At 71.3% G+C, this 25,853-nt stretch carries 19 protein-coding genes; 12 read left to right on the forward strand and 7 right to left on the reverse strand.

What is annotated here, in order from left to right; genetic code table 11:
* Positions 1-271 precede the first annotated feature (271 nt).
* From ACFV4P_RS17730 to ACFV4P_RS17760, 7 genes are all read left to right on the forward strand, one after another.
* Positions 272-442, forward strand: a complete 171-nt coding sequence (locus ACFV4P_RS17730) for a hypothetical protein (RefSeq protein ID WP_380472073.1) — start codon at positions 272-274, stop codon at positions 440-442.
* A gap of 129 nt (positions 443-571) precedes the next feature.
* Positions 572-1,084, forward strand: coding sequence for a MauE/DoxX family redox-associated membrane protein (locus tag ACFV4P_RS17735; RefSeq protein WP_380472075.1), 513 nt, complete (start codon positions 572-574; stop codon positions 1,082-1,084).
* A gap of 58 nt (positions 1,085-1,142) precedes the next feature.
* Entirely contained in the window at positions 1,143-2,000 is an 858-nt protein-coding gene (locus ACFV4P_RS17740) for a thioredoxin domain-containing protein (RefSeq protein ID WP_380472077.1), read from the forward strand.
* A gap of 90 nt (positions 2,001-2,090) precedes the next feature.
* Positions 2,091-3,113 (forward strand): prolipoprotein diacylglyceryl transferase, encoded by a 1,023-nt coding sequence (gene lgt / locus ACFV4P_RS17745; RefSeq protein WP_380472079.1) that lies wholly within the window; start codon positions 2,091-2,093, stop codon positions 3,111-3,113.
* A gap of 184 nt (positions 3,114-3,297) precedes the next feature.
* Positions 3,298-4,038: a VIT1/CCC1 transporter family protein gene (locus ACFV4P_RS17750; RefSeq protein WP_380472081.1), complete on the forward strand. Its 741-nt coding sequence runs from the start codon at positions 3,298-3,300 to the stop codon at positions 4,036-4,038.
* Positions 4,039-4,466: 428 nt separating this feature from the next.
* Positions 4,467-9,080: a glutamate synthase large subunit gene (gltB, locus tag ACFV4P_RS17755; RefSeq protein ID WP_380472083.1), complete on the forward strand. Its 4,614-nt coding sequence runs from the start codon at positions 4,467-4,469 to the stop codon at positions 9,078-9,080.
* A complete protein-coding gene (locus ACFV4P_RS17760) occupies positions 9,073-10,533 on the forward strand; it encodes a glutamate synthase subunit beta (protein WP_380472085.1) in 1,461 nt (486 codons plus the stop codon). The genes gltB and ACFV4P_RS17760 overlap by 8 nt, the downstream gene beginning before the upstream one ends.
* 167 nt (positions 10,534-10,700) lie before the next feature.
* Here ACFV4P_RS17760 and cyaB read toward each other — a convergent pair whose 3' ends face one another.
* Together cyaB and ACFV4P_RS17770 are read right to left on the reverse strand one after the other, a co-directional pair.
* Positions 10,701-11,273 carry a class IV adenylate cyclase gene (cyaB, locus tag ACFV4P_RS17765; protein WP_380472087.1) on the reverse strand — a complete coding sequence of 191 codons (573 nt, stop codon included), beginning with the start codon at positions 11,271-11,273 and terminating at the stop codon, positions 10,701-10,703.
* Positions 11,274-11,277: 4 nt separating this feature from the next.
* On the reverse strand, positions 11,278-12,657 hold the full coding sequence (locus tag ACFV4P_RS17770) for a hypothetical protein (RefSeq protein WP_380472089.1): 1,380 nt from the start codon (positions 12,655-12,657) through the stop codon (positions 11,278-11,280).
* 544 nt (positions 12,658-13,201) lie between these two features.
* Between ACFV4P_RS17770 and ACFV4P_RS17775 the strand changes: the two genes are divergently transcribed.
* Positions 13,202-13,867, forward strand: coding sequence for a DUF5919 domain-containing protein (locus tag ACFV4P_RS17775; RefSeq protein ID WP_380472091.1), 666 nt, complete (start codon positions 13,202-13,204; stop codon positions 13,865-13,867).
* A gap of 84 nt (positions 13,868-13,951) precedes the next feature.
* Here ACFV4P_RS17775 and ACFV4P_RS17780 read toward each other — a convergent pair whose 3' ends face one another.
* On the reverse strand, positions 13,952-14,317 hold the full coding sequence (locus ACFV4P_RS17780; RefSeq protein ID WP_380472093.1) for a nuclear transport factor 2 family protein: 366 nt from the start codon (positions 14,315-14,317) through the stop codon (positions 13,952-13,954).
* A gap of 96 nt (positions 14,318-14,413) precedes the next feature.
* Between ACFV4P_RS17780 and ACFV4P_RS17785 the strand changes: the two genes are divergently transcribed.
* The 3 genes from ACFV4P_RS17785 (at position 14,414) to ACFV4P_RS17795 (ending at position 19,617) form a co-directional block, all read left to right on the forward strand.
* Positions 14,414-17,107 (forward strand): AAA family ATPase, encoded by a 2,694-nt coding sequence (locus ACFV4P_RS17785; protein ID WP_380472095.1) that lies wholly within the window; start codon positions 14,414-14,416, stop codon positions 17,105-17,107.
* A gap of 125 nt (positions 17,108-17,232) precedes the next feature.
* A complete protein-coding gene (locus tag ACFV4P_RS17790; RefSeq protein WP_380472097.1) occupies positions 17,233-18,102 on the forward strand; it encodes a helix-turn-helix domain-containing protein in 870 nt (289 codons plus the stop codon).
* 57 nt (positions 18,103-18,159) lie between these two features.
* Entirely contained in the window at positions 18,160-19,617 is a 1,458-nt protein-coding gene (locus ACFV4P_RS17795) for an aldehyde dehydrogenase family protein (RefSeq protein WP_380472099.1), read from the forward strand.
* A gap of 70 nt (positions 19,618-19,687) precedes the next feature.
* Here the strand turns inward: ACFV4P_RS17795 and ACFV4P_RS17800 are convergent, their stop codons facing one another.
* The 3 genes from ACFV4P_RS17800 to ACFV4P_RS17810 form a co-directional block, all read right to left on the reverse strand.
* Entirely contained in the window at positions 19,688-20,194 is a 507-nt protein-coding gene (locus ACFV4P_RS17800; protein WP_380472101.1) for a GNAT family N-acetyltransferase, read from the reverse strand.
* A gap of 40 nt (positions 20,195-20,234) precedes the next feature.
* Positions 20,235-21,134 (reverse strand): hypothetical protein, encoded by a 900-nt coding sequence (locus ACFV4P_RS17805; RefSeq protein ID WP_380472103.1) that lies wholly within the window; start codon positions 21,132-21,134, stop codon positions 20,235-20,237.
* A 114-nt stretch (positions 21,135-21,248) separates the two neighbouring features.
* On the reverse strand, positions 21,249-23,084 hold the full coding sequence (locus ACFV4P_RS17810; RefSeq protein WP_380472105.1) for a bifunctional metallophosphatase/5'-nucleotidase: 1,836 nt from the start codon (positions 23,082-23,084) through the stop codon (positions 21,249-21,251).
* A 347-nt stretch (positions 23,085-23,431) separates the two neighbouring features.
* Between ACFV4P_RS17810 and pyk the strand changes: the two genes are divergently transcribed.
* Positions 23,432-24,859 (forward strand): pyruvate kinase, encoded by a 1,428-nt coding sequence (pyk, locus tag ACFV4P_RS17815; protein ID WP_380472107.1) that lies wholly within the window; start codon positions 23,432-23,434, stop codon positions 24,857-24,859.
* A 37-nt stretch (positions 24,860-24,896) separates the two neighbouring features.
* Here pyk and ACFV4P_RS17820 read toward each other — a convergent pair whose 3' ends face one another.
* On the reverse strand, positions 24,897-25,823 hold the full coding sequence (locus ACFV4P_RS17820; protein WP_380472108.1) for an NADP-dependent oxidoreductase: 927 nt from the start codon (positions 25,821-25,823) through the stop codon (positions 24,897-24,899).
* Positions 25,824-25,853 lie beyond the last annotated feature (30 nt).

The following is a 25,853-nucleotide window of genomic DNA, read 5'->3' on the forward strand; positions in this document are numbered from 1 at the left end:
ACCTCGGCGATCTGGCACAACGACCGGACCGGTCAGCCAGTCATGCGCTCGCTGACCGCCTACGACCACTAACCCTTCGCATCATTCATCTAGAGCCGCGTCGCGCACTCGCTCCGAACGGGGCCCCGGCCGTGGCCGGGGTCCCGTTCGGCGTTCTGCCGTCCTCGGACGGCCGGTCACTGGTACGGGTGAAATCTCCGGCCGCCTGGTACGTGGGGCCGTCCGCCGCCGTTGACCGAGGAAGGCGGTTCGTCGGCGGAGGGGCGTGCGGATGGCTCGGGTGCACAAGGCGGTCCTGCTGCGGGCGCTGGCGGCCGGCCTGGCGCTGTCCGCCGCACTGGTCGGAACCGGCGGCGTGGAACGGGAGTTGGCGCGCCGGGGCGCGGAGCGGGCGGTGGTGTGCCAGCAGTCGGAGGCGGAGTGCGGACCGCCGGGGCGATGATCCGAAGAATCGGACGTACGACCATATAACGTCACTCGTCCGGCGTAACTGGCGAATATGGAGGAACCACACCTCATCCCCTACGGTTCATCAGGCAGGAAACGGTGGAGCGCACCCGAGGGGGAACCGATGGCCAGTCAGCAGGCCGAACACGACCGGGTGGGCGGGTTCCGCCGGGTGGTGGACGGGCCGGCGGCGGAGTGGTTCGGGCTGGCGGTGCGGCTGGGCCTGGCCGTGGTGTGGGGCTGGGCCGGCCTGGCGAAGGTCTCCGACCCGGCGGAGGCGGCGCAGGCCGTCCGGGCCTACGAGATCCTGCCGGAGTCGCTGGTGAAGCCGGTCGGCTGGGGGCTGCCGTTCCTCGAACTCGCCCTGGCCGTCCTGCTGGTGATCGGCCTCGGCACCCGGGTGGTGGCGGTGATCTCCGCGACGCTGCTGCTGGTGTTCATCGCCGGCATCTCCTCCGCCTGGGCGCGCGGCATCTCGATCGACTGCGGCTGCTTCGGCGGCGGCGGCACGGTGGACGAGTCGCAGACCAAGTACCTGCAGGAGATCCTCCGCGACACCGGCTTCCTGCTGCTGTCGGCGTGGCTGATCTTCCGCCCCCGCACCAAGCTCTCCGCGGACGCCTGGCTGGCCGCCTGACCCGCCCGTCCCGCCCACCCATCGACGAACCGACCCCTGGACCATGGCAGAAGACCTCATGAGCGACAAGAACCGAGAAGGCAAGCGCAGCGCCCGTGAGCGGATGCTGGAGGAACGGGCGGGCCAGGAGGCCCGGGCGAAGCGGAACAAGAAGCTGGTGGTCGGCGGCGCGGCGATCGCCGTGATCGCCGCCGCGGTGGTGGTCGGCGTGGTGGTGCAGAACCAGCGCTCCAAGCCGGAGACGCCGACCGCCGCCCCCGCGGGCACCATCGGCGACAAAAATCTGATCATCCCGGTCGGCGCCGACAACGCCCCGTCCACCCTCACCGTCTACGAGGACCCGCGCTGCCCGGCCTGCGGCAGCTTCGAGCGCACCTTCTCGCCGACCGTCGACCAGCTGGAGGACGCCGGCAAGATCTTCGTCAACTACCACATCGTCTCGTTCATCGACCGCTCGCTGGGCGGCAACGGCTCCAAGTACGGTGCCAACGCGCTGGGTTGCGCGCAGAACGCCGGGCACTTCCGGGACTACCACGACGTGCTGTACCGCAACCAGCCCGGCGAGACCGAGGACACCTTCGGCAACAAGCAGACCCTGATCGACCTCGGCAAGCAGGTCCCGGGCCTGGACAACCCCGAGTTCCAGTCCTGCGTCAACACCAACACCTTCGGCGGCTGGGTCTCCGCGGTGCAGCAGGACTTCGACAAGTCCAGCTTCAAGTCCACGCCCACGGTGCTGCTCAACGGCCAGCCGATCTACCCGAAGAAGGGCGACGAGCAGATCAGCCCGGAGAACCTGGTCAAGTGGGTGGACGAGGCCAACCAGGGCAAGCAGCTCGGCACTCCCGGCTCGCACGGGCAGAGCCCGGCGCCCAGCTCGACCGCCGCCGAGACCAACACCTCGCCCTCGCCCTGACCGCCGGCGGACTCGACCGGGAGAGTGACGCTTCCGTGACCCGCTCCGGTGCGGGTACGACCGGCGGGACACGGTAGCGTCGAGGGTGTCATGGATCTCGCATACATTCCGAGCCCGTCGCGGGGCGTCCTGTACCTGGGGCCCATCCCGCTGCGCGCCTACGCCTTCTGCATCATCATCGGTGTCGTCGCGGCCGTGTGGCTCGGCAGCAGGCGCTGGGTCGCCCGCGGCGGCGGCAAGCACACCGTCGGCGACATCGCGGTCTGGGCGGTGCCGTTCGGCCTGGTCGGCGGTCGGCTGTACCACGTCATCACCGACAACCAGCTGTACTTCCGCGAGGGCAAGCACCCGCTCGACGCGCTGAAGATCTGGGAGGGCGGCCTCGGCATCTGGGGCGCCATCGCGTTCGGCGCGGTCGGCGCCTGGATCGGCGCCCGCCGCCGCGGCGCCCCGCTGCCCGCCTGGGCCGACGCGCTCGCCCCCGGCATCGCGCTCGCCCAGGCCATCGGCCGCTGGGGCAACTGGTTCAACCAGGAGCTGTACGGCAAGCCCACCACGCTGCCCTGGGGCCTGGAGATCGACAAGACCCTGCCCAACGGCGAGGTCGTCACCGGCATCTACCACCCGACCTTCCTGTACGAGTCGCTCTGGTGCGTGCTGGTCGCGGTGCTGGTGATCTGGGCCGACAAGCGCTTCACCCTCGGCCACGGCCGGGCCTTCGCGCTGTACGTCGCGCTCTACACGCCCGGCCGGTTCTGGACCGAGTGGCTGCGGATCGACGAGGCGCACCGCTTCTTCGGCCTGCGGCTGAACGACTGGGTGGCGATCCTCGTCTTCATCGGCGCGGTGGTCTACCTGGTGGTCTCCGCCCGGCTGCGCCCCGGCCGCGAGGACCCGGACGAGATCGACCCGCAGGCCACCCGCGAGCGCGCAGAGGCCGCGGCCGAGGCCGTGGCCGTGGCCGCGGACGTCCCGACCGACGAGACGCCGAAGGACGGCAAGGGCCCGGAGGGCAAGCCGGACGGCAAGGGCGGCAAGGGCGGCAAGGACACCGAGGACGGCAAGGACACCAAGGACGCCAAGGACGTCCAGGACTCCGAAAAGTCCTCCTGACCACGGCAGTTGACCCGGCCCGGGGCCGCTCCGCCAGCATCGGCGGGGCGGCCCCAACTGCCTTTGGGCAGGCTTACTTTGCTGGAAACTCGCAGGTCAAACGGCTAGTTTCGAGAGGCACGAGCAGCCCGTCCGGAACCCGGCAGGGGGTTCTTCGCCGTGCCCGGAAGGGGAGGCCGACAGCATGAGCGCCGTCATCGCGGACCAGCACACCGACAACTCGCAGCCGCGGATACCCGCCGCCGACCACCACCGGGACGTCAACGGCGGCTGGCTGCGGCCGGCCGTGTTCGGCGCGGTGGACGGCCTGGTCTCCAACTTCGCGCTGATGACCGGCGTGGTCGGCGGCGCCGCCGAGCCGAGCACCGTGGTGCTGACCGGGCTGGCCGGTCTGGCGGCCGGCGCGTTCTCGATGGCGGTGGGGGAGTACACCTCGGTGGCGTCCCAGCGCGAGCTGGTGGAGGCCGAGCTGGAGGCCGAGCGGATCGAGCTGCGGCGCAACCCGCAGGGCGAGCTGGCCGAGCTGGCACAGCTGTACGTGGCCAAGGGCGTGGACCCGGAGCTGGCCATGGAGGTCGCCCGCCAGCTGTCCGCCGACCCGGACACCCTGCTCGCGGTGCACGCCCGCGAGGAGCTCGGCGTGGACCCGGAGGACCTGCCCTCGCCGCTGGTCGCCGCCGTCTCCTCGTTCGGCTGCTTCGCCCTGGGCGCGCTGCTGCCCGTGCTGCCCTACCTGCTCGGCGCCACCGCGCTGTGGCCGGCCGCGCTGCTGGCGATGCTCGGCCTGTTCGGCTGCGGCGCCGCGGTGGCCCGGGTGACCGCCCGCAGCTGGTGGTTCAGCGGCCTGCGCCAGCTGTCGCTGGGCGCCGCGGCCGCGGCCGTCACCTTCCTGCTGGGTCGCCTGATCGGCGGGGCGATCGGCTGACCGGGCCTCCGGACGGCCCTGTACGAACACCCAGACTTCTGCATGGTTATGCGCTCCGATGCGTGATGTTCCACACATGGGCAGCGCGCCCCGCCTTGCCCTAGTCTCAACATCCGGTCGTCGACCCGCACAATCCCAACCGCGATCTGCGCTCCGGTCGGGAAATCCCAGGCCGGCCTCCGGAGGGGGTCGTTCCGAGGGTGTTTCGCCCCTGTTTCGGCCCCCTGGCACCCGGGCACACTGGTCTGGACGCGCGACGCTGCGCCTACCCTCCATCGGCCCCTTGACCTGGGGTTTGCGTCCGCGATGTGGACGCAGGATTCCGCTACCCGGGATCACCGGCATCATGTAACCTGCACCGACAAATCGCATCAGGGCCAACGTCGTCCCTTTGCATGAAGCAACAGATCACGACGACGGGAGAGCCGATGCTGTCTGCATCCCTGCACTCCGGCCCCGAGGGCAACCAGGCCGCCGGCCCCTACGCCCTCGTTCCGGACGCGCGTCCCCAGGCCCAGGGTCTGTACGACCCGCGCAACGAGCACGACGCGTGTGGCGTCGGCTTCGTGGCCACGCTCACCGGCATCGCCGACCACAGGATCGTCGAGCAGGCGCTGACGGTACTGCGCAACCTGGAGCACCGCGGCGCCACCGGCGCCGAGCCCGACTCCGGCGACGGCGCGGGCATCCTCACCCAGATCCCGGACGCCTTCCTGCGCTCCCGGGTCGACTTCGACCTCCCCGCCGCCGGCTCCTACGCGGTCGGCATCGCCTTCCTGCCCGACGACGACGAGGCGGACGCCGCCGCCGTCGCCCGGATCGGCGCGATCGCCGCCGAGGAGGGCCTGACCGCCCTCGGCTGGCGCGACGTCCCCACCGCCCCGGAGCTGCTGGGCAGCACCGCCCGCTCGGTCATGCCGCGCTTCCGCCAGCTCTTCTTGGCGTCGGCTCCCGCCGGTGAGAACGGCGGGCGGGCCGGGATCGAGCTGGACCGGGTCGCCTTCGTGGTGCGCAAGCGCGCCGAGCGGGAGGTCGGGGTGTACTTCCCGTCGCTGTCCGCCCGGACCCTGGTCTACAAGGGCATGCTGACGACCGGCCAGCTGGAGCCGTTCTTCCCCGACCTGTCGGACCGGCTCTACGCCTCCGCGATCGGCCTGGTGCACTCGCGGTTCTCCACCAACACCTTCCCGAGCTGGCCGCTGGCCCACCCGTACCGCTTCGTCGCGCACAACGGCGAGATCAACACGGTCAAGGGCAACCGCAACTGGATGACCGCCCGGGAGTCCCAGCTCGCCACCGACCTGATCCCCGGCGACCTGAGCCGGATCTTCCCGGTCTGCACCCCGGACCACTCCGACTCGGCGTCCTTCGACGAGGTGCTGGAGCTGCTCCACCTCGGCGGACGCTCGCTGCCGCACGCGGTGCTGATGATGATCCCGGAGGCGTGGGAGAACCACGCCACCATGGACCCGGCCCGCCGCGCGTTCTACCAGTACCACTCCAACCTGATGGAGCCCTGGGACGGCCCGGCCTGCGTCACCTTCACCGACGGCACCCGGATCGGCGCCGTCCTCGACCGCAACGGCCTGCGCCCCGCCCGGTACTGGATCACCGAGGACGGCCTGGTCGTCCTCTCCTCCGAGGTCGGCGTGCTCGACATCGAGCAGGACAAGGTCGTCAAGAAGGGCCGCCTGCAGCCCGGCCGGATGTTCCTGATCGACATCGCCGAGCACCGGATCGTCGAGGACGAGGAGATCAAGGCCTCGCTCGCCGCCGAGCACCCCTACGAGGAGTGGGTCGCCGCCGGGCAGATCCAGCTCGCCAAGCTCCCCGAGCGCGAGCACATCGCCCACACCCACGCCTCGGTGACGCGCCGGCAGCAGACCTTCGGCTACACCGAGGAGGAACTCCGGGTCATCCTCGCGCCGATGGCCAAGTCCGGTGCCGAGGCGCTCGGTTCGATGGGCACCGACTCGCCGATCGCCGCGCTCAGCGAGAAGCCGCGGCTGCTGTTCGACTACTTCACCCAGCTGTTCGCCCAGGTCACCAACCCGCCGCTGGACGCCATCCGCGAAGAGCTGGTCACCTCGCTGCACAGCAACCTCGGCCCCGAGGGCAACCTGCTGGACGCCACTCCGGCGCACTGCCGCTCGGTCGGCATCACCTTCCCGGTGATCGACAACGACGAGCTGGCCAAGCTGATCCACGTCAACGCGGACGGCGACCAGTCCGGACTGAAGGCCGTCACGCTCTCCGGTCTGTACAAGGTCGCCACCGGCGGCCAGGGCCTCGCCGCCCGGCTCGCCGAGATCGCGGCCGAGGCCGACGCGGCGATCGCCGACGGCGCCCGGATCATCCTGCTGTCCGACCGGCACTCGGACGCCGAGCACGCGCCGATCCCGTCGCTGCTGCTCACCTCCGCCATCCACCACCACCTGATCCGCACCAAGCAGCGCACCCAGGTGTCGCTGCTGGTCGAGGCCGGCGACGTCCGCGAGGTGCACCACGTCGCGCTGCTGATCGGCTACGGCGCCGGCGCGGTCAACCCGTACCTGGCGATGGAGTCGGTCGAGGACCTGGTCACGCAAGGTGTGTTCGTGAAGGGCGCGGAGCCCGAGAAGGCGATCAAGAACCTGATCAAGGCGCTCGGCAAGGGCGTGCTGAAGGTGATGTCCAAGATGGGCATCTCCACCGTCGCCTCCTACCGCGGCGCGCAGGTCTTCGAGGCGATCGGCCTGTCCCAGGAGCTGGTGAACGCCTACTTCGCGGGCACCACCACCAAGCTCGGCGGCATCGGCCTCGACGAGATCGCCAAGGAGACCGCCGCCCGGCACGCCAAGGCGTACCCGGCGTCCGGCATCTCCGCCGCGCACCGCGCGCTGGAGATCGGCGGCGAGTACCAGTGGCGCCGCGAGGGCGAGCCGCACCTGTTCGACCCGGAGACGGTGTTCCGGCTCCAGCACTCCACCCGCACCAAGCGCTACGACGTCTTCAAGCAGTACACGGACCGGGTGAACGCCCAGTCCGAGCGGCTGATGACGCTGCGCGGCCTGTTCCAGCTGGACGGCCTCGGCCGGGCCCCGATCTCCGTCGACGAGGTCGAACCGGTCTCCGAGATCGTCAGGCGGTTCTCCACCGGCGCGATGTCCTACGGCTCCATCTCGATGGAGGCGCACGAGACCCTCGCGATCGCGATGAACCGGATCGGCGGCAAGTCGAACACCGGCGAGGGCGGCGAGGACCCGGAGCGCCTGCACGACCCGGAGCGCCGCTCGGCGATCAAGCAGGTCGCCTCCGGCCGGTTCGGCGTCACCTCCGAGTACCTGGTCAACGCCGACGACATCCAGATCAAGATGGCCCAGGGCGCCAAGCCCGGCGAGGGCGGCCAGCTGCCCGGCCACAAGGTCTACCCGTGGGTGGCGAAGACCCGGCACTCGACCCCGGGCGTCGGCCTGATCTCCCCGCCGCCGCACCACGACATCTACTCCATCGAGGATCTCGCCCAGCTGATCCACGACCTGAAGAACGCCAACCCGGACGCCCGCATCCACGTGAAGCTGGTCTCCGAGGTCGGCGTCGGCACCGTCGCCGCCGGTGTGTCGAAGGCGCACGCGGACGTCGTCCTGATCTCCGGGCACGACGGCGGCACCGGCGCCTCCCCGCTGACCTCGCTGAAGCACGCGGGCGGCCCCTGGGAGCTCGGCCTCGCCGAGACCCAGCAGACCCTGCTGCTCAACGGCCTGCGCGACCGCATCGTCGTGCAGACCGACGGCCAGCTGAAGACCGGCCGCGACGTGGTCATCGCCGCCCTGCTGGGCGCCGAGGAGTTCGGCTTCGCGACCGCCCCGCTGGTGGTCTCCGGCTGCATCATGATGCGGGTCTGCCACCTCGACACCTGCCCGGTCGGCGTCGCCACGCAGAACCCGGTGCTGCGCGAACGCTTCACCGGCAAGCCCGAATTCGTGGTCAACTTCTTCGAGTTCATCGCCGAGGAGGTCCGCGAGATCCTCGCCGAGCTGGGCTTCCGCTCGATCGAGGAGGCCGTCGGCCACGCCGAGCACATCGACGCGCGCGCCGCGATCGACCACTGGAAGGCCGCCGGGCTCGACCTCGCCCCGCTGCTCCACGTCCCCGAACTGCCCGAGGGCGCGGCCCTGCACCGCACCGTCGAGCAGGACCACGCGCTCGACAAGGCCCTCGACAACCAGCTGATCGAGCTCGCCGAGGACGCCCTGGAGCGCGGCGACGCCGTCCGCATCCAGCTGCCGATCCGCAACGTCAACCGCACCGTCGGCACCATGCTCGGCCACCGGGTGACCAAGAAGTACCGCGGCGAGGGCCTGCCCGAAGGCACCATCGACATCACCTTCACCGGCTCGGCCGGCCAGTCGTTCGGCGCCTTCGTCCCCCGGGGCGTGACGCTGCGCCTGGAGGGCGACGCCAACGACTACGTCGGCAAGGGCCTGTCCGGCGGCGTCATCGTGGTCCGCCCCGCCCGGGACGCCGCCGCGATCGGCGCCGACGCGCAGCAGCACGTGATCGCCGGCAACACCATCGGCTACGGCGCCACCGCGGGCCGGATCCACCTGCGCGGCAAGGCCGGTGAGCGTTTCGCCGTCCGCAACTCCGGTGCCACCCTGGTGGTGGAGGGCGTGGGCGACCACGGCCTGGAGTACATGACCGGCGGCCGGGTGGTCGTCCTCGGCGAGACCGGCCGCAACCTGGCGGCGGGCATGTCCGGCGGCATCGCCTACGTGCTGGACCTGCGCCCCGCCAACGTCAACAGCGGCATGGTGGGCATCGAGGCCCCCTCCGCCGCCGACCGCGAATGGCTGCGCGAGACCGTGCAGCAGCACTACGAGGAGACCGGCTCCACCGTGGCCGCCGAGCTCCTGGCCGACTGGGGCAGCGGGGTCTCCCGCTTCTCCACGATCATGCCGACCGACTACAAGGCAGTGCTCGCCGCCAAGGACGCCGCTGAGCGCGATGGCCTCTCCGAGGCCGACACCACCGCGAAGATGATGGAGGCGGCACGTGGCTGACCCCAAGGGCTTCCTGACCACGCCCAAGCAGCTGGCGGAGCGCCGTCCGGTGGACGTGCGACTGCGCGACTGGAACGAGGTCTACGTCGAGCGCAGCCTCCTTCCGATCATCAGCAAGCAGGCCGGCCGCTGCATGGACTGCGGCATCCCGTTCTGCCACAACGGCTGCCCGCTCGGGAACCTCATCCCCGAGTGGAACGACCTCGCCTATCGGGACGACTTCGTCGGCGCCATCGAGCGGCTGCACGCCACCAACAACTTCCCGGAGTTCACCGGCCGGCTGTGCCCGGCCCCGTGCGAGTCGGCGTGCGTGCTCGGCATCAACCAGGACCCGGTGACCATCAAGAACGTCGAGGTCACCATCATCGACAAGGCCTGGGACCGGGGCGGCGTCACCCCGCAGGTCCCGGAGCGGCTCTCCGGCAAGACCGTCGCCGTGGTGGGCTCCGGCCCGTCCGGCCTGGCCGCCGCCCAGCAGCTCACCCGGGCCGGGCACACCGTCGTCGTGTACGAGCGGGCCGACCGGATCGGCGGACTGCTGCGCTACGGCATCCCCGAGTTCAAGATGGAGAAGCGCCACATCAACCGCCGCATCGAGCAGATGCGTGCGGAAGGCACCCGCTTCCGCACCGGCGTCGAGGTCGGCGTCGACCTCACCGGGCAGGACCTGCGCTCGCGCTTCGACGCCGTCGTGATCGCGGCCGGCGCCACCACCGCGCGCGATCTGCCCGTCCCCGGGCGGGAGTTGAACGGCATCCACCAGGCGATGGAGTACCTGCCGCTGGCCAACAAGGTCCAGGAGGGCGACTACGTCGACTCCCCGATCTCGGCCAGGGGCAAGCACGTCGTCGTCATCGGCGGCGGCGACACCGGCGCCGACTGCGTCGGCACCGCGCACCGTCAGGGCGCGGCCTCCGTCACCCAGTTGGAGATCATGCCGCGACCGTCGGACGCGCGTCCGGCCGGGCAGCCGTGGCCGACCATGCCGATGACGTACAAGGTCACCTCCGCGCACGAGGAGGGCGGGGAGCGGGTCTACTCGGTCTCCACCACGCACTTCGCGGGCGACGAGGACGGGAACGTGCAGGAGCTGCACCTCGTCGAGGTCGCTTTCAAGGACGGCAAGTTCGAGCCGGTGCCGGGCAGCGAGAAGGCGATCCCCGCCCAACTGGTCACCCTTGCCATGGGCTTCACCGGGACGGACGTCAAGAACGGCCTCGTGGAGCAGCTCGGCGTCGAGCTCGACCCGCGCGGGAACGTCGCCCGGGACGGCAAGTTCGGCACCAACGTCCCCGGGGTGTACGTTTGCGGTGACGCCGGTCGCGGTCAGTCGTTGATCGTCTGGGCGATCGCGGAGGGCCGTTCGGCCGCTGCGGCGGTCGACACGTACCTGGGTGGCAAGACACCGCTCCCCGCCCCGATCAAGCCGACCGACCGTCCCCTGGTGGTCTGACCACCACCCCACAGACGCCAGCCCCCCTCGCGGGGGGTACGGCCGACAAACACCGACCCGCCAGAGCCGCCGGGATCCGGTCGACGCCTGCCCCTTTCCCCGACCAGGTAGAGGGCAGGCGTCGTTGTTTGTCGGGGGACTCGTTTTCAGGGGATCGAGGTTCTTTCTCAGCTCCGCGACTGCATGACCAAGTCGCGGTACGGGAGGGAGACCGTGGAGTTCCCGTAGATCCCCAATTCCTTCTCCACCGCTTCGATCAGCCCCATCGCGCCGGTGGTGGCGGTGCCCTGGAGCACCTCGGTCTCCACGAACATCCCGGCGTCGCGCACGGTGTCGATGTTCACGGTCACTCCCGGCAGATCGGGGTGACGGTAGGTGGTCCGGGTTTTCACCACCCGGACCAGCTCGCGCATGCCGATGTTGGCGAGCAGCCGTTCGGCGGCGGCGGCCTGGTCGGCTCCCGCGAGGGCCACGTTCGTCTCGGTCTTGGCCACCACGTCGTCCGCGCTGTGGGTGGTTCCGGTGGACGCGGGCTTGTACGTCACCTCCGCGATGCCGCCCCGTCGTCGGACCCGCAGGCATTCGACCGTCGTCATGTAGTCCACGTCCGGTCGGCTGAAGTAGGTGTCCTCCTCCGTCACCGGCGCATCGGCCACGTAGCCGAGCTCCGTCAGCAGTCCCAACAGGGCCTGCTCGTCGGGGAGTTCCCGCTTGCGCTCAATCTCCGTCAAATCTGGCATACCGTCATCCTGCCGTACTGGCCGCCGAGTACACGCGAGCCAGTGTGGAGCGGCTGCACCACCGCTGCATGGCGTCCATCGCCGACCGGAGCCGGTCCGTGTCGGACAGGCGGATGTTCGAGAACAGCACGAGCTGCTTGGCGTCGCGCAGCGGGTTGGACAGGGCGCGCCGCAGGTACCGGTTGTAGTAGGTGCGGTTGCGGCGCGTCACGTCCGACACGTGCACCGGCATGAGGATGGTCGGGTCGCTGCCGGTCGATTCCGTGGAGCTGACGGCGACCGTGGACAGCAGCGCGTCCAGCGTCAGGTACGCGTACGTCTCCCGCCCCTCGCGGACGCACCACGCGTTCCACACCGGCCGGCACTGGTCGTCACCGGCCTCGGCGAGTGCCAGGAACCGGGACAGGGCGATGTCCGAGCACATGTCGAAGACGTCGCCGTCCACCGTCAGGTGGTCTCCGAACGGCTCGCTGAGCGCGAGCATCATGCCGCGTTGCGACTCGGTCAGGCGGCTGTCGGTCAGCCGGTAGTGCACCTGCTTGTGCCCGTTGCGCCGGCTGTTCCAGTCGGCCGCCAACTGCCCGTCGAGGTAGGGCGAGAAGCCGAGCACGCCGGACCGCCACACGTAGTCGCGCATCGTGATGTAGTGCCGCTGGACCTCGCGGCAGACCCCTACCGGGGCGCCGACGATCACGGGCCGGTCCGGGGCGATGTCCCGCAGCGGCGCGATCCGGGAGTCCTGCCGGAGCACCACCTCGTCGTGGGCCCCGTGGTACGGGTGCGTGCCCTCGCCGAGGTAGAGCGGCAGAAACATGCGCAGGAACTGGGTCCACGGTCGCCGGTCGTACGTCTGCGTCACACGGACGTGCAGCGACTCGGCGTCCACGGCGTACACGTCGCGATAGGCGAACAGCCCCCCGGGGCGGAGAACGGCCGGCAGGGTCCGGATCACGTCGTTCAGCCCGCCGTACCCACCCCCGTAGCTGTAGACCTCGTGCATCAGTGCGGACGCCGAGATCACGTCCACCGGCTCTGCGAGCAGCGAGCCGAGATCCTGCGCGAACCCGGCCAGCAGCTCCACCGGGCCGCCGACCTTCCGGTACTCCGCCATGGCGTCCACCAGTGTCGCGGACTCCACCCCGGGGACCTCGACCAGTGTGAGATCCACCGTTCCGCCCCTGCTGTCGGCCGCGAGCCGCGAAGCGAGGTACTCCACCGCGGAGCCGCCTCCGGGGCCGATCTCGACCACGCGCGGGCGCTCCGTGTCGATCCGCTGCAAGGCCTGGTAGGTCAGCAGCCCCTTCTCCTCCCCGTGAGCGTTCGCGGCCACGTCCAGGTAGCCGGCGCTGGCCTTCTCCTCGGTGGCGAACTTCGAACCGTTCATCTGCCCACCCCATGAGTCGAGTTGTCCAATTGAGCGTGCGAGGGTCGGTGCGGTCATCCGGCACCTCCGGCGTCCGCCGCCGGCTTCGCGCGTGCCATGCCGTCCCGCACGCGCTCGTTGAGGGTGGCGGTCCGGACGAAGGCCGGGTCCGCCGACCACGGCTTGCCGCCGTGAATCGGGGCGAGCTGCCACAGGTTGCCCCACTGCCCCCGGAATTCGCCGACCCTGCCCGTGGACAGGTCTACGACAGGGTCACCGACGTTCGGCTTCCGGAGGGGGACCGGTGTGTCCTCGGGTTGCGGGTTCGGCATGGCTGTCTCTCCACTTGGGTCGGCGGGCTCCTCGGTGCACCACCGATCCTTGGCGTTCGGACGGGCCAAAGCACCCCCGTGTCCGAGACATGAGGGCGGTCTACGCGCTAGCGTCCAAGAAAGCCCGAACGTCCCGGGGATGGCTCTTGAACATCGCTCTCCGACAAGGTCTGGCGGACGCGAAGCTCACTCCACGTCAGCTCGCAACCCGCGTAGGTGTCACACCTAAGACCGTGGAACGCTGGCTGTCGAACGCCGCGTTGGTACCACACCAGAAGAATCGCAACGATGTGTGCGCAACCCTGGGGGTTGACGAGCAAGTGATCTGGCCCAACACCGTCCGAGCGAACGTCAAGACCGGCCACGACCGGGAGGTGTTCGCCGCCTACCCGTACCGCTCGACGTGTCCGACTTCTGTATGGAGCCAGCTCATTGGAAGTGCCGTGGATGACATCTTCCTGGCTGGATATACGAACTACTTCGTATGGCTGGAGCAGCCGGCGCTGCACCAGACGCTGCGTCGAAAGGCCGAGTCCGGGTGCCGGGTCCGCTTCCTGCTGGGCGATCCCGCGTCCGCGACGACGCGGCAGCGAGAGCAGATCGAAGACGTGGCGTTGACTGTCTCGACGCGAATTCGCATCACCCTTGAGCACCTGGAGAAACTCTCCGGAGTCGAGGGCGTCGAGGCGCGGTTCAGCGCGCCCGACGACGGACCGAACCATGTTGGTCTGTCAGTCTTCCGTTTCGACCATGATGCCCTGGTAACCCCCCATCTGGCGCGGGTAGTTGGCCATGACTCCCCGATGATGCATCTTCGTCGGTCTCAGGACGGCGGGATGTTCGATCGATTCGCTGAGCATGCGGAAGAGCTGTGGGAACGCGGCGCACCTATGTGCTGAAAGCACAAACAGGCCCGCCCTGACCGCCCGCAGGGGCAGGTCAGGGCGGGGCACGAAGGTCCTGTGGGTCGGGGGTGCGTGCGTTCAGCCCTGGGGCACGCGGTCCAGGAAGCCGACCACGCTTGCGACGCGGCCGTCCTCGGTGGCGGTGAGGACGTCGAAGCCGATGACCAGGGGCTCGTCCGCGTTCTTGGGGGCGAGGTGCCAGGTGAAGCGGGCGACGTTGTGGTGGGCGTCGACGGGGCCGGCGAGGCGGAAGGTGAGGCCGGGGAACTGGGACTGGACGGCGGCGAGGGTGGCGTCGAACTCGTCGTGGCCACGGGTGGCGACCAGCGGGTCGGTGTAGGTGCCGTCGGTGGCCCAGGCGTCCTCGACGAGCTTGCGGCGGGCGGTCGGGTCGGTCTCGTTCCAGGCGGCGACGTAGCGCTCGGTGAGGTTCTGCAGGTCCATGGCGGGCTCCGTTTCGGTGTGGTTCTCCTTGCAGGACAAGAAGCTACGGAGAGCGCGGGAACGGGGAATCAGTCACGCATAGGTAGGGTGCGGGGCATGCTGCTGTACGGGCGGGGGGCGGAGCAGTCGGCGGTGGGCCGGCTGCTGGCGGAGGCGGGCGCGGGCCGGGCCGGGGTGCTGGTGCTGCGCGGGGAGCCGGGGATCGGCAAGAGCGTGCTGCTGGCCGAGGCGGCCGACGGCGCGCAGGGGCGGGTGCTGCGGGCGACGGGTGTGGAGTCGGAGGCCCGGTTGCCGTACGCGGCGCTGAGTCAGTTGCTGGCCCCGGTGCTGGACCGGGTGCCGGAGCTGCCCGGGCCCCAGCGGGCCGCGCTGGAGCGGGTGTTGGGGCTGTCGGACGGCCCGGCGGGGGACCGGCTGCTGGTGGGGCTGGCGGTGCTGACGCTGCTGGGCGATCTCGCCGAGCAGGGGCCGCTGCTGTGCCTGGTGGACGACGTGCAGTGGGTGGACCGGGAGTCCGTGGCGGCGTTGCAGGTCGCGGCCCGCCGGCTGGGCGCGGAGGCGGTGGCGCTGCTGCTGGCGACCCGGACGGACGGCCCGGAGCTGCCGGGGCTGCCCGAGGTGCGGGTGGAGCCGCTGAGCGAGCAGGCCGCCGTCGCGCTGCTGGCCGCCGTCGTACCCGAACTCGCCGACACCGACACGGTGTTGAAGGCGGCACAGGGCAACCCCCTGGCGCTGCTGGAGCTTTCGGCGGGCGAAGTCGCCGGCGTGCTGCCCCCGGCGGGGCGGCTGCGGCTGACGTACCACGGGCAGGTGAGCCGCCTGCCCGGCGGGACCCAACGGTGGCTGCTGCTGGCGGCGTTGGAGGAGTCCGGTTCGCTGGAGGTGCTGCTGCGCGCGGCGGCCGAGTGCGGACTGACCGTGGCGGACCTCGCGCCCGCCGAGCAACAGGGGCTGGTGCGGGTCGAGTTGGGCGCCGACCGGGTGACCTTCCGGCATCCGGTGCTGCGTTCGGCGCTGATCGACCGGGCCCCGCTGGTGGACCGGCTGGCCGCGCACACCGCGCTGGCGCAGGCGTACGGCGAGCGGGCGCCGCTGTGCCGGGCCTGGCACCTGGCCCTCGCCGCGACCGGCCGGGACGCGGCGGTGGCGGAGGAGTTGGCGTCGGCGGCGGCCGGCGCGGCCTGGCGCGGCGGCCACCTGGGCGCGTCGGCGGCGTACGAGCGGGCCGCGCGGCTGAGCCCGGACCCGTCGCGGGCACGGGAGTTGACGGTGGAGGCGGTGGAGGCCGCGCTGGAGGCGGGCGAACTCGGCCGGGCCGAGGCGCTGGCGGCCGCGGCGGACGTCCCCGGGCTGGACGCGGTGACCCGGGCGCACCTGCTGTTCGCCCGCGGGGTGGCCGAGTTCTGGCGCGGCGAGCACCGCTCCGCGCACCTGCGGCTGACGGAGGCGGCGGCGCTGGCGGCGCAGTTCGCGCCCGGCCCGGCCGCCCGGGTGCTGGTGCAGGCGGTGCACGCGGCCTGGTACCTGGACGCCGACGCGGTCCGCGGCACGCTCACGGCGCTCGACGACCTCGTCCTCCCGGCGGGCGACCCGCTGGCGCCGGTGGCGGGCTACCTGGCCCGGACGCTGGGCGACGCGCCGGACGCGCCGACCCCGGCCGGGCCGGACGCGCCGGACGGGCCGACCCCGGCGGAGACCGAGCGGGCGGCGCGGGCCGCCGGGGCGGTGGCGCCGGTGGACCTGGCGCTGGTGTGCGGGGCCGCGCTGAGCGCCGGGCAGGACGAGGAAGTGCTCGACCTGGCGGGCCGGCTGGTCCGGGAGGCCCGGGAGGGCGGCCTGTTCGGGACGCTGCCGACGCTGCTGTTCTTCCTGGCCGAGGCCGAGCTGTTCACCGGCCGTCCGGGCACCGCCGACGAGCATGCCGGGGAGGCGCTGCGGCTCGCCGAGGACTGCGGGCAGCCGCAGTGGACCGGTCAGACGCACGGCTTCCTGGCGTACCTGGCGGCGGCCCGCGGCGAGGACGCGCGGTGCCGGGAGCAGGCGGGGCTGGCGCGGGCCCGGGGCGCGTCCGGGGTGCGGTGGGCGCAGTGGGCGCTCGGCGTGCTGGAGCTGGGCGCGGGCCGGGCCGAGGACGCCTGGGCGCAGTTGGCGGCGCTGACCGGCGGCGGGCACAACTTCCACGTGTCGGCGACCCGTTCGGTGCCGGACCTGGTGGAGGCCGCGGTACGGCTGCGTCGGCCCGAGGAGGTCGCCGAGCCGCTGGCCCGGTTCGAACGCTGGGCGGAGCGCGGCGGCCGGCCGTGGGCGCGGGCGCTGGTGCACCGCTGCCACGCGCTGCTGGCGCCCGACGAGTGGGCGGAGGACCTCTACCTGGCGGCGCTGGCCCGGCACGCCGAGCAGCCGCGCCCGTGGGAGCAGGCCCGCACCGAGCTGCTGTACGGCGAGTGGCTGCGCCGCAACCGGCGCAAGGCCGAGGCCCGGGTGCCGCTGCGGTCGGCCGAGCAGACGCTGCGGCAGCTCGGCGCGCTGCCCTGGGCGGAGCGGGCCCGGCTGGAGCTGGACGCCACCGGCGCGCCCGCCACCGGCGGCCCGGTCAAGGCGGTGGCGGGCCTGACCCCGCAGGAGTCGCAGATCGTCCGGCTGGCCGCGCAGGGCCTGTCCAACCGGGACATCGCCGCGCAGCTGTTCCTCAGCGCCCGCACCGTCGGCCACCACCTGTACAAGGCGTACCCGAAGCTCGGGGTGAGTTCGCGCACCGATCTTGCGGAGGTGCTGCCCGCGCTGTCCTGAGCCGCGGAGCAGCACAACTGTGCAACGTCCGTGGCCAAATGCCGGAAGCCCCTCGCGGAGTGTCGTCGCGCAGTGGCAGACTGCATCCCACAGGGTCCAACTGTCGGTTCGGCGCGGAGGTTTGCATGACGGGCCTGCAGACGGGCAGCGGCGCGACCGCGCGTCGCATCCAGCTGGGCGCCCAGTTGCGGCGCCTGCGCGAGGCCCGCGGCGTGACCCGGGAGGACGCGGGCTACTCGATCCGCGCCTCCGAGTCGAAGATCAGCCGGATGGAACTCGGCCGCGTCGGCTTCAAGCAGCGCGACGTGGCGGACCTGCTGACGCTGTACGGCGTCGAGGACGAGCACTCCCGGGCGGCGCTGCTCGGCCTGGTCGGCGAGACCAACGCCCCGGCCTGGTGGCACGGTTACGGGGACGTCATCCCGGGCTGGTTCCAGACGTACCTCAACCTGGAGGACGCGGCGAACCTGGTGCGCAGCTACGAGGTGCAGTTCGTGCCCGGGCTGTTGCAGACCCCGGAGTACGTGCACGCCGTGATGCGGGCGGGCAGCCCGGGCGTGCCGGACGAGGAGATCGTCCGCCGGGCGGCCGTCCGGCTGCGCCGCCAGGAGCGCTACCTCGCGGCCGACACCACCGCCCGGCTGGAGCTGATCGTCGACGAGACGGCGCTGCGCCGGCCGTGCGGCGGGCCCGAGGTGATGTGCGGTCAGCTGGAGCGGCTGGCCGAGCTGTCGCTGCGGGAGACCATCAGCCTGCGGGTGCTGCCGCTGGGCATGGGCGCGCTGGCCGCGGACAGCGGGGCGTTCACCGTGCTGTGCTTCCCGGAGCCGGACCTCGTGGACGTGGTGTACGTCGAGCAGTTCACCACCGCGCTGTACCTGGACAAGCCGAGCGAGGTCGCCGAGTACGCGGCCGCGCTGGACCGGGTGTCGGCGGCGGCGCTGTCCGAGGAAGAGACCAGGTCGCTTCTCGTAGAGATCCTCCAAGAGAGCTGACCCGCAATTAGGATGATGATCCGTCAGTAGGTGATCGTTAGCGCCGAAAGGGATCTGATGTCCTTGATCGCGGAACTCGCCCAGCAGTACATCGACGGCCAGTGGCGGCCGGGAACCGGCTCCTGGGACATCGTGGACCTCGATCCCTTCACCGGGGAGAAGCTGGCCTCCTTCACGGTCGCCACCGCCGAGGAGATCGACCAGGCCTACCGCGCCGCCGAGCGGGCCCAGCCCGCGTGGGCCGCCACCAGCGCCTACGAACGTCGGCTGGTGTTCGAACGGGCCCTGCAGGTGCTGGAGGCCCGCGAGGCGGAGATTCTTGAGGTGATGACCGTCGAACTCGGCGGCACCCTGATGAAGTCCGCGTTCGAACTCTCCCTGGTCAAGGACATGCTGCGGGAGGCCACGTCGGTGGCGCTGCGCGCCGAGGGCCGGATCCTGCCCTCGCCGGTGCCCGGCAAGGAGAACCGCCTCTACCGGCTGCCGGTCGGCGTGGTCGGCGTGATCAGCCCGTTCAACGCCCCCGTCTTCCTCTCCCTGAAGGCCGTCGCGCCCGCGCTCGCGCTCGGCAACGCGGTCGTCCTCAAGCCGCACCAGGACGCGCCGGTGGCCGGCGGCACCCTGATCGCCAAGATCTTCGAGGAGGCCGGTCTGCCCGCCGGCGTGCTCAACGTCGTCCTCACCGACATCGCCGAGATCGGCGACGCGTTCATCGAGCACCCGGTGCCCAAGGTGATCGCCTTCACCGGCTCGGACAGCGTCGGGCGGCACGTCGCCACCGTCGCGGCGAGCCACCTGAAGCGGACGGTGCTCGAACTCGGCGGCAACAGCGCGCTGGTGGTGCTCGACGACGCGGACGTCGACTACGCGGTGGACGCCGCGGTGGCCAGCCGCTTCGTCCACCAGGGGCAGATCTGCATGGCCGCCAACCGGATCCTGGTGGACCGGTCGCTGTTCGCCGAGTTCAGCGAGAAGTTCACCGCGAAGGTCGCCTCGCTGCGGGCCGGCGACCCCGGCGACCCCGCCACCCAGCTCGGACCGCTCATCAACACCGCGCAGGCGGAGTCCGTCACGACGGAGGTCGACGCCGCGATAGCGGGCGGCGCCCGGGCGCTGCTGCACGGCGCGACCGTCGGCACCCTGGTGAAGCCGACGGTCCTCACGGACATTCCGGCCGACGCCCCGATCCTGCAACGGGAGATCTTCGGGCCGGTCGCGCTGCTGATCCCGTTCGACGGCGAGGACGAGGCCGCCCGGATCGCCAACGACACGCCCTTCGGCCTGTCCGGCGCGGTGCACACCGCCGACATCGAGCGGGGTGTGCGGTTCGCGCAGCGGATCGACACCGGCATGATCCACGTCAACGACGGGACGATCGCGGACGAGCCGATCGTGCCGTTCGGCGGGCAGAAGAGCTCGGGGCTCGGGCGGCTCAACGGCGACACGAGTGTGGACGCGTTCACCACGGTGAAGTGGATCTCGATCCAGCACGGGCGCTCGCGCTTCCCGTTCTGAGAGGGCGCGAGGCGCAGGCGGCAGCACCACCAGGGGCTTCTGCGCCAGCCTGCGTCTCGCCCTCCCCGTGTCAGCGGGTGAGGCGGAAGGCCTCCAGCTCGGTGCCGTACCAGCGGTCGGTGCGGCCGAGCGGCGTCATGCCCAGGCGGTGGCAGACCGCCGTCGAGCGAGTGTTGTCCGGGCGGACGACGGCGTAGAGCTCGGTGAGTCCGCCGGCGAAGGCGCGGTCGCGGATCGCGGCCGCGGCCTCCGTCGCGTAGCCGTGGCCCCAGCTGTCCGGGTGGAAGTGCCAGCCGATCTCGATCTCGCCGTTGCCGTCCGGTATCGGGATCAGCAGTAGCGTCCCGGCGATCACGCCGGTCTCGCGGACCTCGACCGCCCATACGCCGTACCGGCCGTCCGCGGTGCAGCGGGAGTGGAAGCGGGCGATGATCTCGTCCGCCTCGGCCGGTTCGGCGAGGGCGCGGGGTTCGCGGCCGAGCCAACGGGCCACCTCCCACTGGGAGTACAGGTCGAAGGCGCGGTCGCGGTCGGCGGGTTCCCAGGGGCGCAGCACGAGGCGTTCGGTGGTCAGCATCCGGTCAGGCTATCGGGCTGCTCCGCCCTCGTTCCGGGAATCAGCCCCTGCCGCGCTGCAACTGCGGGAGGCCGTCGTCGAAGCCGAGGACGGGGCGGGTGCCGAGGGGGTGGGCGAGGCGGAACTCGACGGGGATCGTGTACGCGGCCGCGTTGCACGCCCAGCCCTCGGGGAGATGGACGGGGGTGATGCGGGGAGGGATCAGGACGACGGCCTGGTCGGTCTCGTAGACCTCGCCGGGCTCAGGGATGTCGCAACTGCCGTGCTCGACCCCTGCGGTGAGGATCAGGCCGTCGGGGGAGACCGATGCCAGGACGGGTTCGGTGTAGGGGCCGTGCGGGGGGCGGTCCGGGCCCTGGGAGAGCACGGCGGGGTAGCGGAACGGCTCGTCGTAGCCCGCGATGGTGAACTCCCAGACGGGGATGGTGGCTCGGCCCCGGCTGGTGGCGACGGTGGTGGTTCCGGGTCGGACGGCGGTGATGGCCAGCGGGTCGGCGCACCGGTCGGTGCAGGTGTTGCCGCGGTCGGTCATCCAGGTGAGGACGTCCTTCGCGGAGCGTCGTGGCAGGACCGTCCGCTCGCCGTTCTCGAACTGCACTTCGGCGGTGTCGGAGACGGCGACCGGCAGGGTGGCTCGGAGGTCGAAGTGGCCGGTGGCGTCGGCCGTCTTGTCGGCGTTGTTGTGGAACGCGTCCTTCGGCAGCCACTCGACCGTGTTCTCGATCGCGAAGTAGCCGTGTTCCCAGGCTTGTCGGGTGGCCGAGCCCGGCCAGACGGCCGCCACTTCGGCGGCCCGTCGGGCGGCGTCGCCGGTGGCGGGGTGGGCTTCGGGGTAGGCCGTGATCAGGCTCGGCCTGGGCGCCGGGCCGTCCGACGATGCGGTGCACCCGGTCAGTAGCAGGGCCGTTGCCGCCGCTGCCATGGCGATTCGTCCGCGCATGTCTGTCGTCCCCCTCAACATCCGTTTCAAGGTTGCGAGTTGGACGGTCCGGTCGGCCGCCCGGTTCCAGTGGCCGTCCGGATGCGATCCGAACGGCCACTGGAGCGGCGGGGGTTAGAAGACCGGGACGCCGGCCCGGACCAGGCGCCAGGCGGACTGGCCGTAGAAGTCGGCCGGGTCGATGACGCCCTTGGCCTTGACCCAGGCGATCATGGTGTTGCGGATCTCGTCGGAGTTCGCCCACAGCTGCTGGGACTTGGCGACGTGCGGGAAGTTGCCGCCGCCGTTGGCGCGGTAGTTGTTGACGGCGAGGACGAACTGCGCGGTCGGGTCGACCGGCTTGCCCTGGTAGGACAGGTTGACGATGCGGCTGCCGACCGGCTGCGCGATGTCGATGTCGTAGCTGACGCCGTACAGGGAGTCGTAGTTGTAGTCGGGGGTGTTGTTGGCCTGGTTGGTGAGGGTGTCCAGGTTGATGGGCGCGCCGGGGGCGACCTGGGCGTAGTACTTGGCGGAGTACTCCAGGTAGTCCTTGATCTGGGCGCCGGTCAGGAGGCGGGCCTCCAGGGTGTTCTCGTAGATGTACAGGCCGGCCGCGTCGCGCAGCTTGACCTCGCCGGCCGGGATGACGGCGGTGCGGTTGAACGGCGCGGCCTGGGCGATCACCGGCAGGTTCGCGTACTGGCCGCCGGCCAGCGCGTCGCGCACGGCGTCGGCCTGGATGCGGCCGATCAGGTCGATGATCGGGGTGTCCTTGAACCGGGACTCGGCGATGGAGAGGCTCTCCTTGCAGGTGCCGATGACCTGGTTGACGTACGCGACGACCTTCTTGTGCTGGGCGTCGACCAGCTTGACGATCTTCGGGTCCTCGGCGACGGCGTTGGAGTTCAGCAGGCGCGAGGTGACGCCGGTGACGGTCCACTGGCCGCGGGCGAACTCGACCTCGAAGTCGAAGCAGGTCAGGCGCTCGCCCCAGCACAGCGGCTCGGACAGCACGACGGTCTTGCCGGTCTTGGTGTTGACGACGTCGCGCTGGACCACCTCCTTGTGGGCGTGGCCGATCAGCACCGCGTCGATGCCGGGGACGGTGGCGGCCATGGTGACGCCCGCGTTCTCGGCGTACGGCAGCTGGTCGCCCCAGGAGGACGGGTCGTCGGCGCCGGTGTGGGCGGAGACGACGACGACGTCGGCGCCGGCGGCGCGCAGCTTCGGCACCCACTTGGCGGCGACCTCGGGGATGCCCGGGAAGGTCAGCTTGCCCTGGACGTTGGCCTTGTCCCAGATGGCGATGCCGGGGTTGGTGAGGCCGAGGATGCCGACCCGGAGGGGCCGGCCGTGGCCGAGGTGCAGCTCGCGGATGACGTACGGCGGGAAGGCGGGCTTCTCGTTCTTGGCGTCCAGCGCGTTGGCGCCGAGCAGCGGGAAGTCCAGCTGGTCCTGGTAGGCGCGCAGCAGCGGGATGCCGTAGTTGAACTCGTGGTTGCCGAGCGCGGCGGCGTCGTAGCCGATGGCGTTCATCGCGACGGCCATCGGGTGGCGCGGGGCCTTCTTGCCGGTGATCGGCTCGACCCGGGCGTAGTAGTAGGACAGCTGGGTGCCCTGGATGGTGTCGCCGGCGTCGATGAGCAGGGTGTGGCCGCGGCCCTTCTCCTTGCGGACCTGCTCGACCAGGGTGGAGATCTTCGCCAGGCCGACGTCGTTGTGGGCCTTGTCGTCGTACTCGGAGTCGGTGAAGTACTCCCAGTTGAAGACGTGGCCGTGCAGGTCGGTGGTGCCCATCACGGTGAAGCTCGCCTTGAACGGGACGGGGCCCCGGCCGCGGGACTCGTCCTGGTTCTGGTCCGCCGCGGCGGCGGGGGTGGCCGTGGCGGCGGTCAGGCCGCCGGCCAGGGCGGCCCCGGCCGCGGTGGCGGCGGAGCGGGTGACGAAGTCACGGCGGTTCAGGGACATCAAGACTCCAAGTCGGGCGTACGGGCCGTCAGGCGGGCACGGCGAAAGAGCGGCTGACACCCCGCCACCCGCCGCGACGCGCGTAGAAAACGCGTGTGGCAGTCTGCCCTCTTCTCGGCTTCCGTACCAGCCCCGAGAGCTGTCCAACAGGTGAGATCTGGGCAACTCTCCCGTGACGGCGGCCCGGCGGACCGTACAGCCGTGCGTCAATCGGGGGCGGTCGCGCTCACCCCGTACCCCATCGTCCGGACTGTGTCGGTCCGTTCATCAAATCTTTCGCCAACTGCCATGGGACGACTGGCCGGAAGCGTGCTGTTACGGCCCGGTAATACCTAGGCTTGCTAGGTATGCGCCGAGCAAAAATCGTTTGTACTCTCGGGCCTGCCGCGGACTCGTACGACCAGATCAAGGCCCTGGTCGACGCCGGCATGGACATTGCCCGAATGAACCTCAGCCACGGCTCCCACGCGGAGCACGAGGAGCGTTACCACCGGGTCCGCAAGGCCTCGGACGAGACAGGTCGCAGCGTCGGGGTGCTTGCCGACCTGCAGGGCCCGAAGATCCGGCTGAGCACCTTCGCCGACGGCCCCGTGCTGCTGGAACGCGGCGACGAGTTCACCATCACCACCGACGACGTCCCGGGCGACCGGGAGATCTGCGGCACCACCTACCGGGGGCTGGCCGCGGACGTGTCGCGCGGGGAGCGGATCCTGGTCGACGACGGCCGGGTCTGCCTGGAGGTCACCCACGTCGAGGGCCCCCGGGTGCACTGCATCGTCATCGAAGGCGGCCTGGTCTCCGACCACAAGGGCCTCAACCTGCCCGGAGTCGCCGTCTCCGTGCCCGCGCTCTCCGACAAGGACGTCGAAGACCTGCGCTGGGCGCTGCGGACCGGCGCCGACCTGATCGCGCTGTCGTTCGTGCGCAGCGGGAAGGACGTCGAGGAGGTGCACCGGATCATGGCCGAGGAAGGCCGTCGGATTCCGGTCATCGCCAAGATCGAGAAGCCGCAGGCGGTGGAGAACCTGGACTCCATCGTGGACGCCTTCGACGGACTGATGGTCGCCCGCGGCGACCTGGGCGTCGAACTCCCGCTGGAGGAGGTGCCGATCGTCCAGAAGCGGGCGATCAAGCTGGCCAGGCGGAACGCCAAGCCGGTGATCGTCGCCACCCAGATGCTGGACTCGATGATCAACGCCTCCCGGCCGACCCGCGCCGAGGCGTCCGACGTGGCCAACGCGGTGTTCGACGGCACCGACGCGGTGATGCTGTCCGGCGAGACCTCGGTCGGCAAGTACCCGGTGGAGACGGTCCGGACGATGGCCCGGATCGTCGAGGCCGCCGAGACCGAGATCCTGGCGGGCGGGCTGCCGCCGCTCACCGAGAAGAGCAAGCCCCGCACCCAGGGCGGCGCGGTGGCCCGGGCCGCCGCCGAGATCGGCGACTTCCTGGACGCCAAGTACCTGATCGCGTTCACCCAGAGCGGCGACACGGCCCGCCGGCTGACCCGCTACCGCTCGCCGATCCCGGTCCTGGCGTTCACCTACGAGCCCGCCGTGCGCAGCCGGTTGGCGCTGACCTGGGGCGTGGAGACGTTCCTCGGCCCGTTCGTCACCACCACCGACGAGATGGTCGCCCAGGTCGACGCCCAGCTGCTGAGCCTCGGCCGCTGCAAGCGCGGCGACATCGTGGTGATCACCGCCGGCTCCCCGCCCGGACTGGCCGGCTCCACCAACCTGGTGCGGGTGCACCACGTCGGCGAGCTGGACAACTGACCCCCGAAGGGCCGCCCGGTACGGGCGGCCCTTCGTGTCACACCGTCAGGACGATCTTGCCGCGCAGGTGGCCGTGCTCGCTGAGCCGGTGCGCCTCGGCGGCGTCCGCGAGCGGCAGCACCCGGTGGATCGGCAGCACCAGGGTGCCCGCCTCGTGCAGCGCCAGCGCGGCCGCGAACGCCCGCGGGTGGTACGGCTCGGCCTCGGCGCCGCCGGTGAAGCGGACGCCGTGCTGCTCGGCCGCCATCGGCGAGGTGATGGTCAGCACCCGGTCCGCGCTGCTGGTCAGTTCGATCGACACCGGCACCTCGTCGGCCTTCCCGGCCGCGTCCAGCGCCCGGTCCACCCCGCCCGGGGCGGCCGCCCGCACCCGCTCGGCCAGGCCCTCGCCGTACGCCACCGGGATCGCGCCCAACTCCCGCAGGTACACGTGGTTGGCCTCGCTCGCGGTGCCCACCACGGTGATCCCGCGGGCCCGGGCGAACTGCAGCAGCAGCGTGCCGACACCGCCGGCCGCGCCGTGCACCAGCAGCGTCTCGCCCGGCTGCACGCCGAGCACGCCGAGGATCCGCTCGGAGGTCTCCGCGGCCACCGGCAGCGCCGCCGCCTCCGCCCAGCTCAGCGAGGCCGGCTTGCGGGCCAGCAACTCGACGTCCACCAGGGCGTGTTCGGCGTACCCGCCGCCCATCACCGCACCGAACACCTCGTCCCCGATCGCGAACCCGGTCACCTCGGCGCCGACCGCCTCCACCGTGCCCGCCACCTCGTAGCCCGGCACCGCCGGGAAGGCGACGGGGATGAAGCCGTCCAGCGCGCCGCTGCGCACCTTGTGGTCCAGCGGGTTGACGCCCACCGCGCGGACCGCGACCCGCACCTGCCGGGGCCCCGGCTCGGGCAGGTCCAGGTCGATCGGGCCCAGCACGTCCGGGTCGCCGTAGTGCGCGAAAGCAATGGCCTTGGTCATGGCAATGTCCTTGGGTTCATGAGGAGTTGC

Origin of the sequence: Kitasatospora sp. NPDC059795 (assembly GCF_042732175.1) — a bacterium.
GTDB lineage: Bacteria > Actinomycetota > Actinomycetes > Streptomycetales > Streptomycetaceae > Kitasatospora.

Bases quoted from the DNA above. Each gene is read 5' to 3' on its own strand.
- ACFV4P_RS17730 (WP_380472073.1), top strand. From the start codon at position 272: ATGGCTCGGGTGCACAAGGCGGTCCTGCTGCGGGCGCTGGCGGCCGGC.
- ACFV4P_RS17735 (WP_380472075.1), top strand. From the start codon at position 572: ATGGCCAGTCAGCAGGCCGAACACGACCGGGTGGGCGGGTTCCGCCGG.
- ACFV4P_RS17740 (WP_380472077.1), top strand. From the start codon at position 1,143: ATGAGCGACAAGAACCGAGAAGGCAAGCGCAGCGCCCGTGAGCGGATG.
- lgt (WP_380472079.1), top strand. From the start codon at position 2,091: ATGGATCTCGCATACATTCCGAGCCCGTCGCGGGGCGTCCTGTACCTG.
- ACFV4P_RS17750 (WP_380472081.1), top strand. From the start codon at position 3,298: ATGAGCGCCGTCATCGCGGACCAGCACACCGACAACTCGCAGCCGCGG.
- gltB (WP_380472083.1), top strand. From the start codon at position 4,467: ATGCTGTCTGCATCCCTGCACTCCGGCCCCGAGGGCAACCAGGCCGCC.
- cyaB (WP_380472087.1), bottom strand. From the start codon at position 11,273: ATGCCAGATTTGACGGAGATTGAGCGCAAGCGGGAACTCCCCGACGAG.
- ACFV4P_RS17770 (WP_380472089.1), bottom strand. From the start codon at position 12,657: ATGAACGGTTCGAAGTTCGCCACCGAGGAGAAGGCCAGCGCCGGCTAC.
- ACFV4P_RS17780 (WP_380472093.1), bottom strand. From the start codon at position 14,317: ATGGACCTGCAGAACCTCACCGAGCGCTACGTCGCCGCCTGGAACGAG.
- ACFV4P_RS17785 (WP_380472095.1), top strand. From the start codon at position 14,414: ATGCTGCTGTACGGGCGGGGGGCGGAGCAGTCGGCGGTGGGCCGGCTG.
- ACFV4P_RS17790 (WP_380472097.1), top strand. From the start codon at position 17,233: ATGACGGGCCTGCAGACGGGCAGCGGCGCGACCGCGCGTCGCATCCAG.
- ACFV4P_RS17795 (WP_380472099.1), top strand. From the start codon at position 18,160: ATGTCCTTGATCGCGGAACTCGCCCAGCAGTACATCGACGGCCAGTGG.
- ACFV4P_RS17800 (WP_380472101.1), bottom strand. From the start codon at position 20,194: ATGCTGACCACCGAACGCCTCGTGCTGCGCCCCTGGGAACCCGCCGAC.
- ACFV4P_RS17805 (WP_380472103.1), bottom strand. From the start codon at position 21,134: ATGCGCGGACGAATCGCCATGGCAGCGGCGGCAACGGCCCTGCTACTG.
- ACFV4P_RS17810 (WP_380472105.1), bottom strand. From the start codon at position 23,084: ATGTCCCTGAACCGCCGTGACTTCGTCACCCGCTCCGCCGCCACCGCG.
- pyk (WP_380472107.1), top strand. From the start codon at position 23,432: ATGCGCCGAGCAAAAATCGTTTGTACTCTCGGGCCTGCCGCGGACTCG.
- ACFV4P_RS17820 (WP_380472108.1), bottom strand. From the start codon at position 25,823: ATGACCAAGGCCATTGCTTTCGCGCACTACGGCGACCCGGACGTGCTG.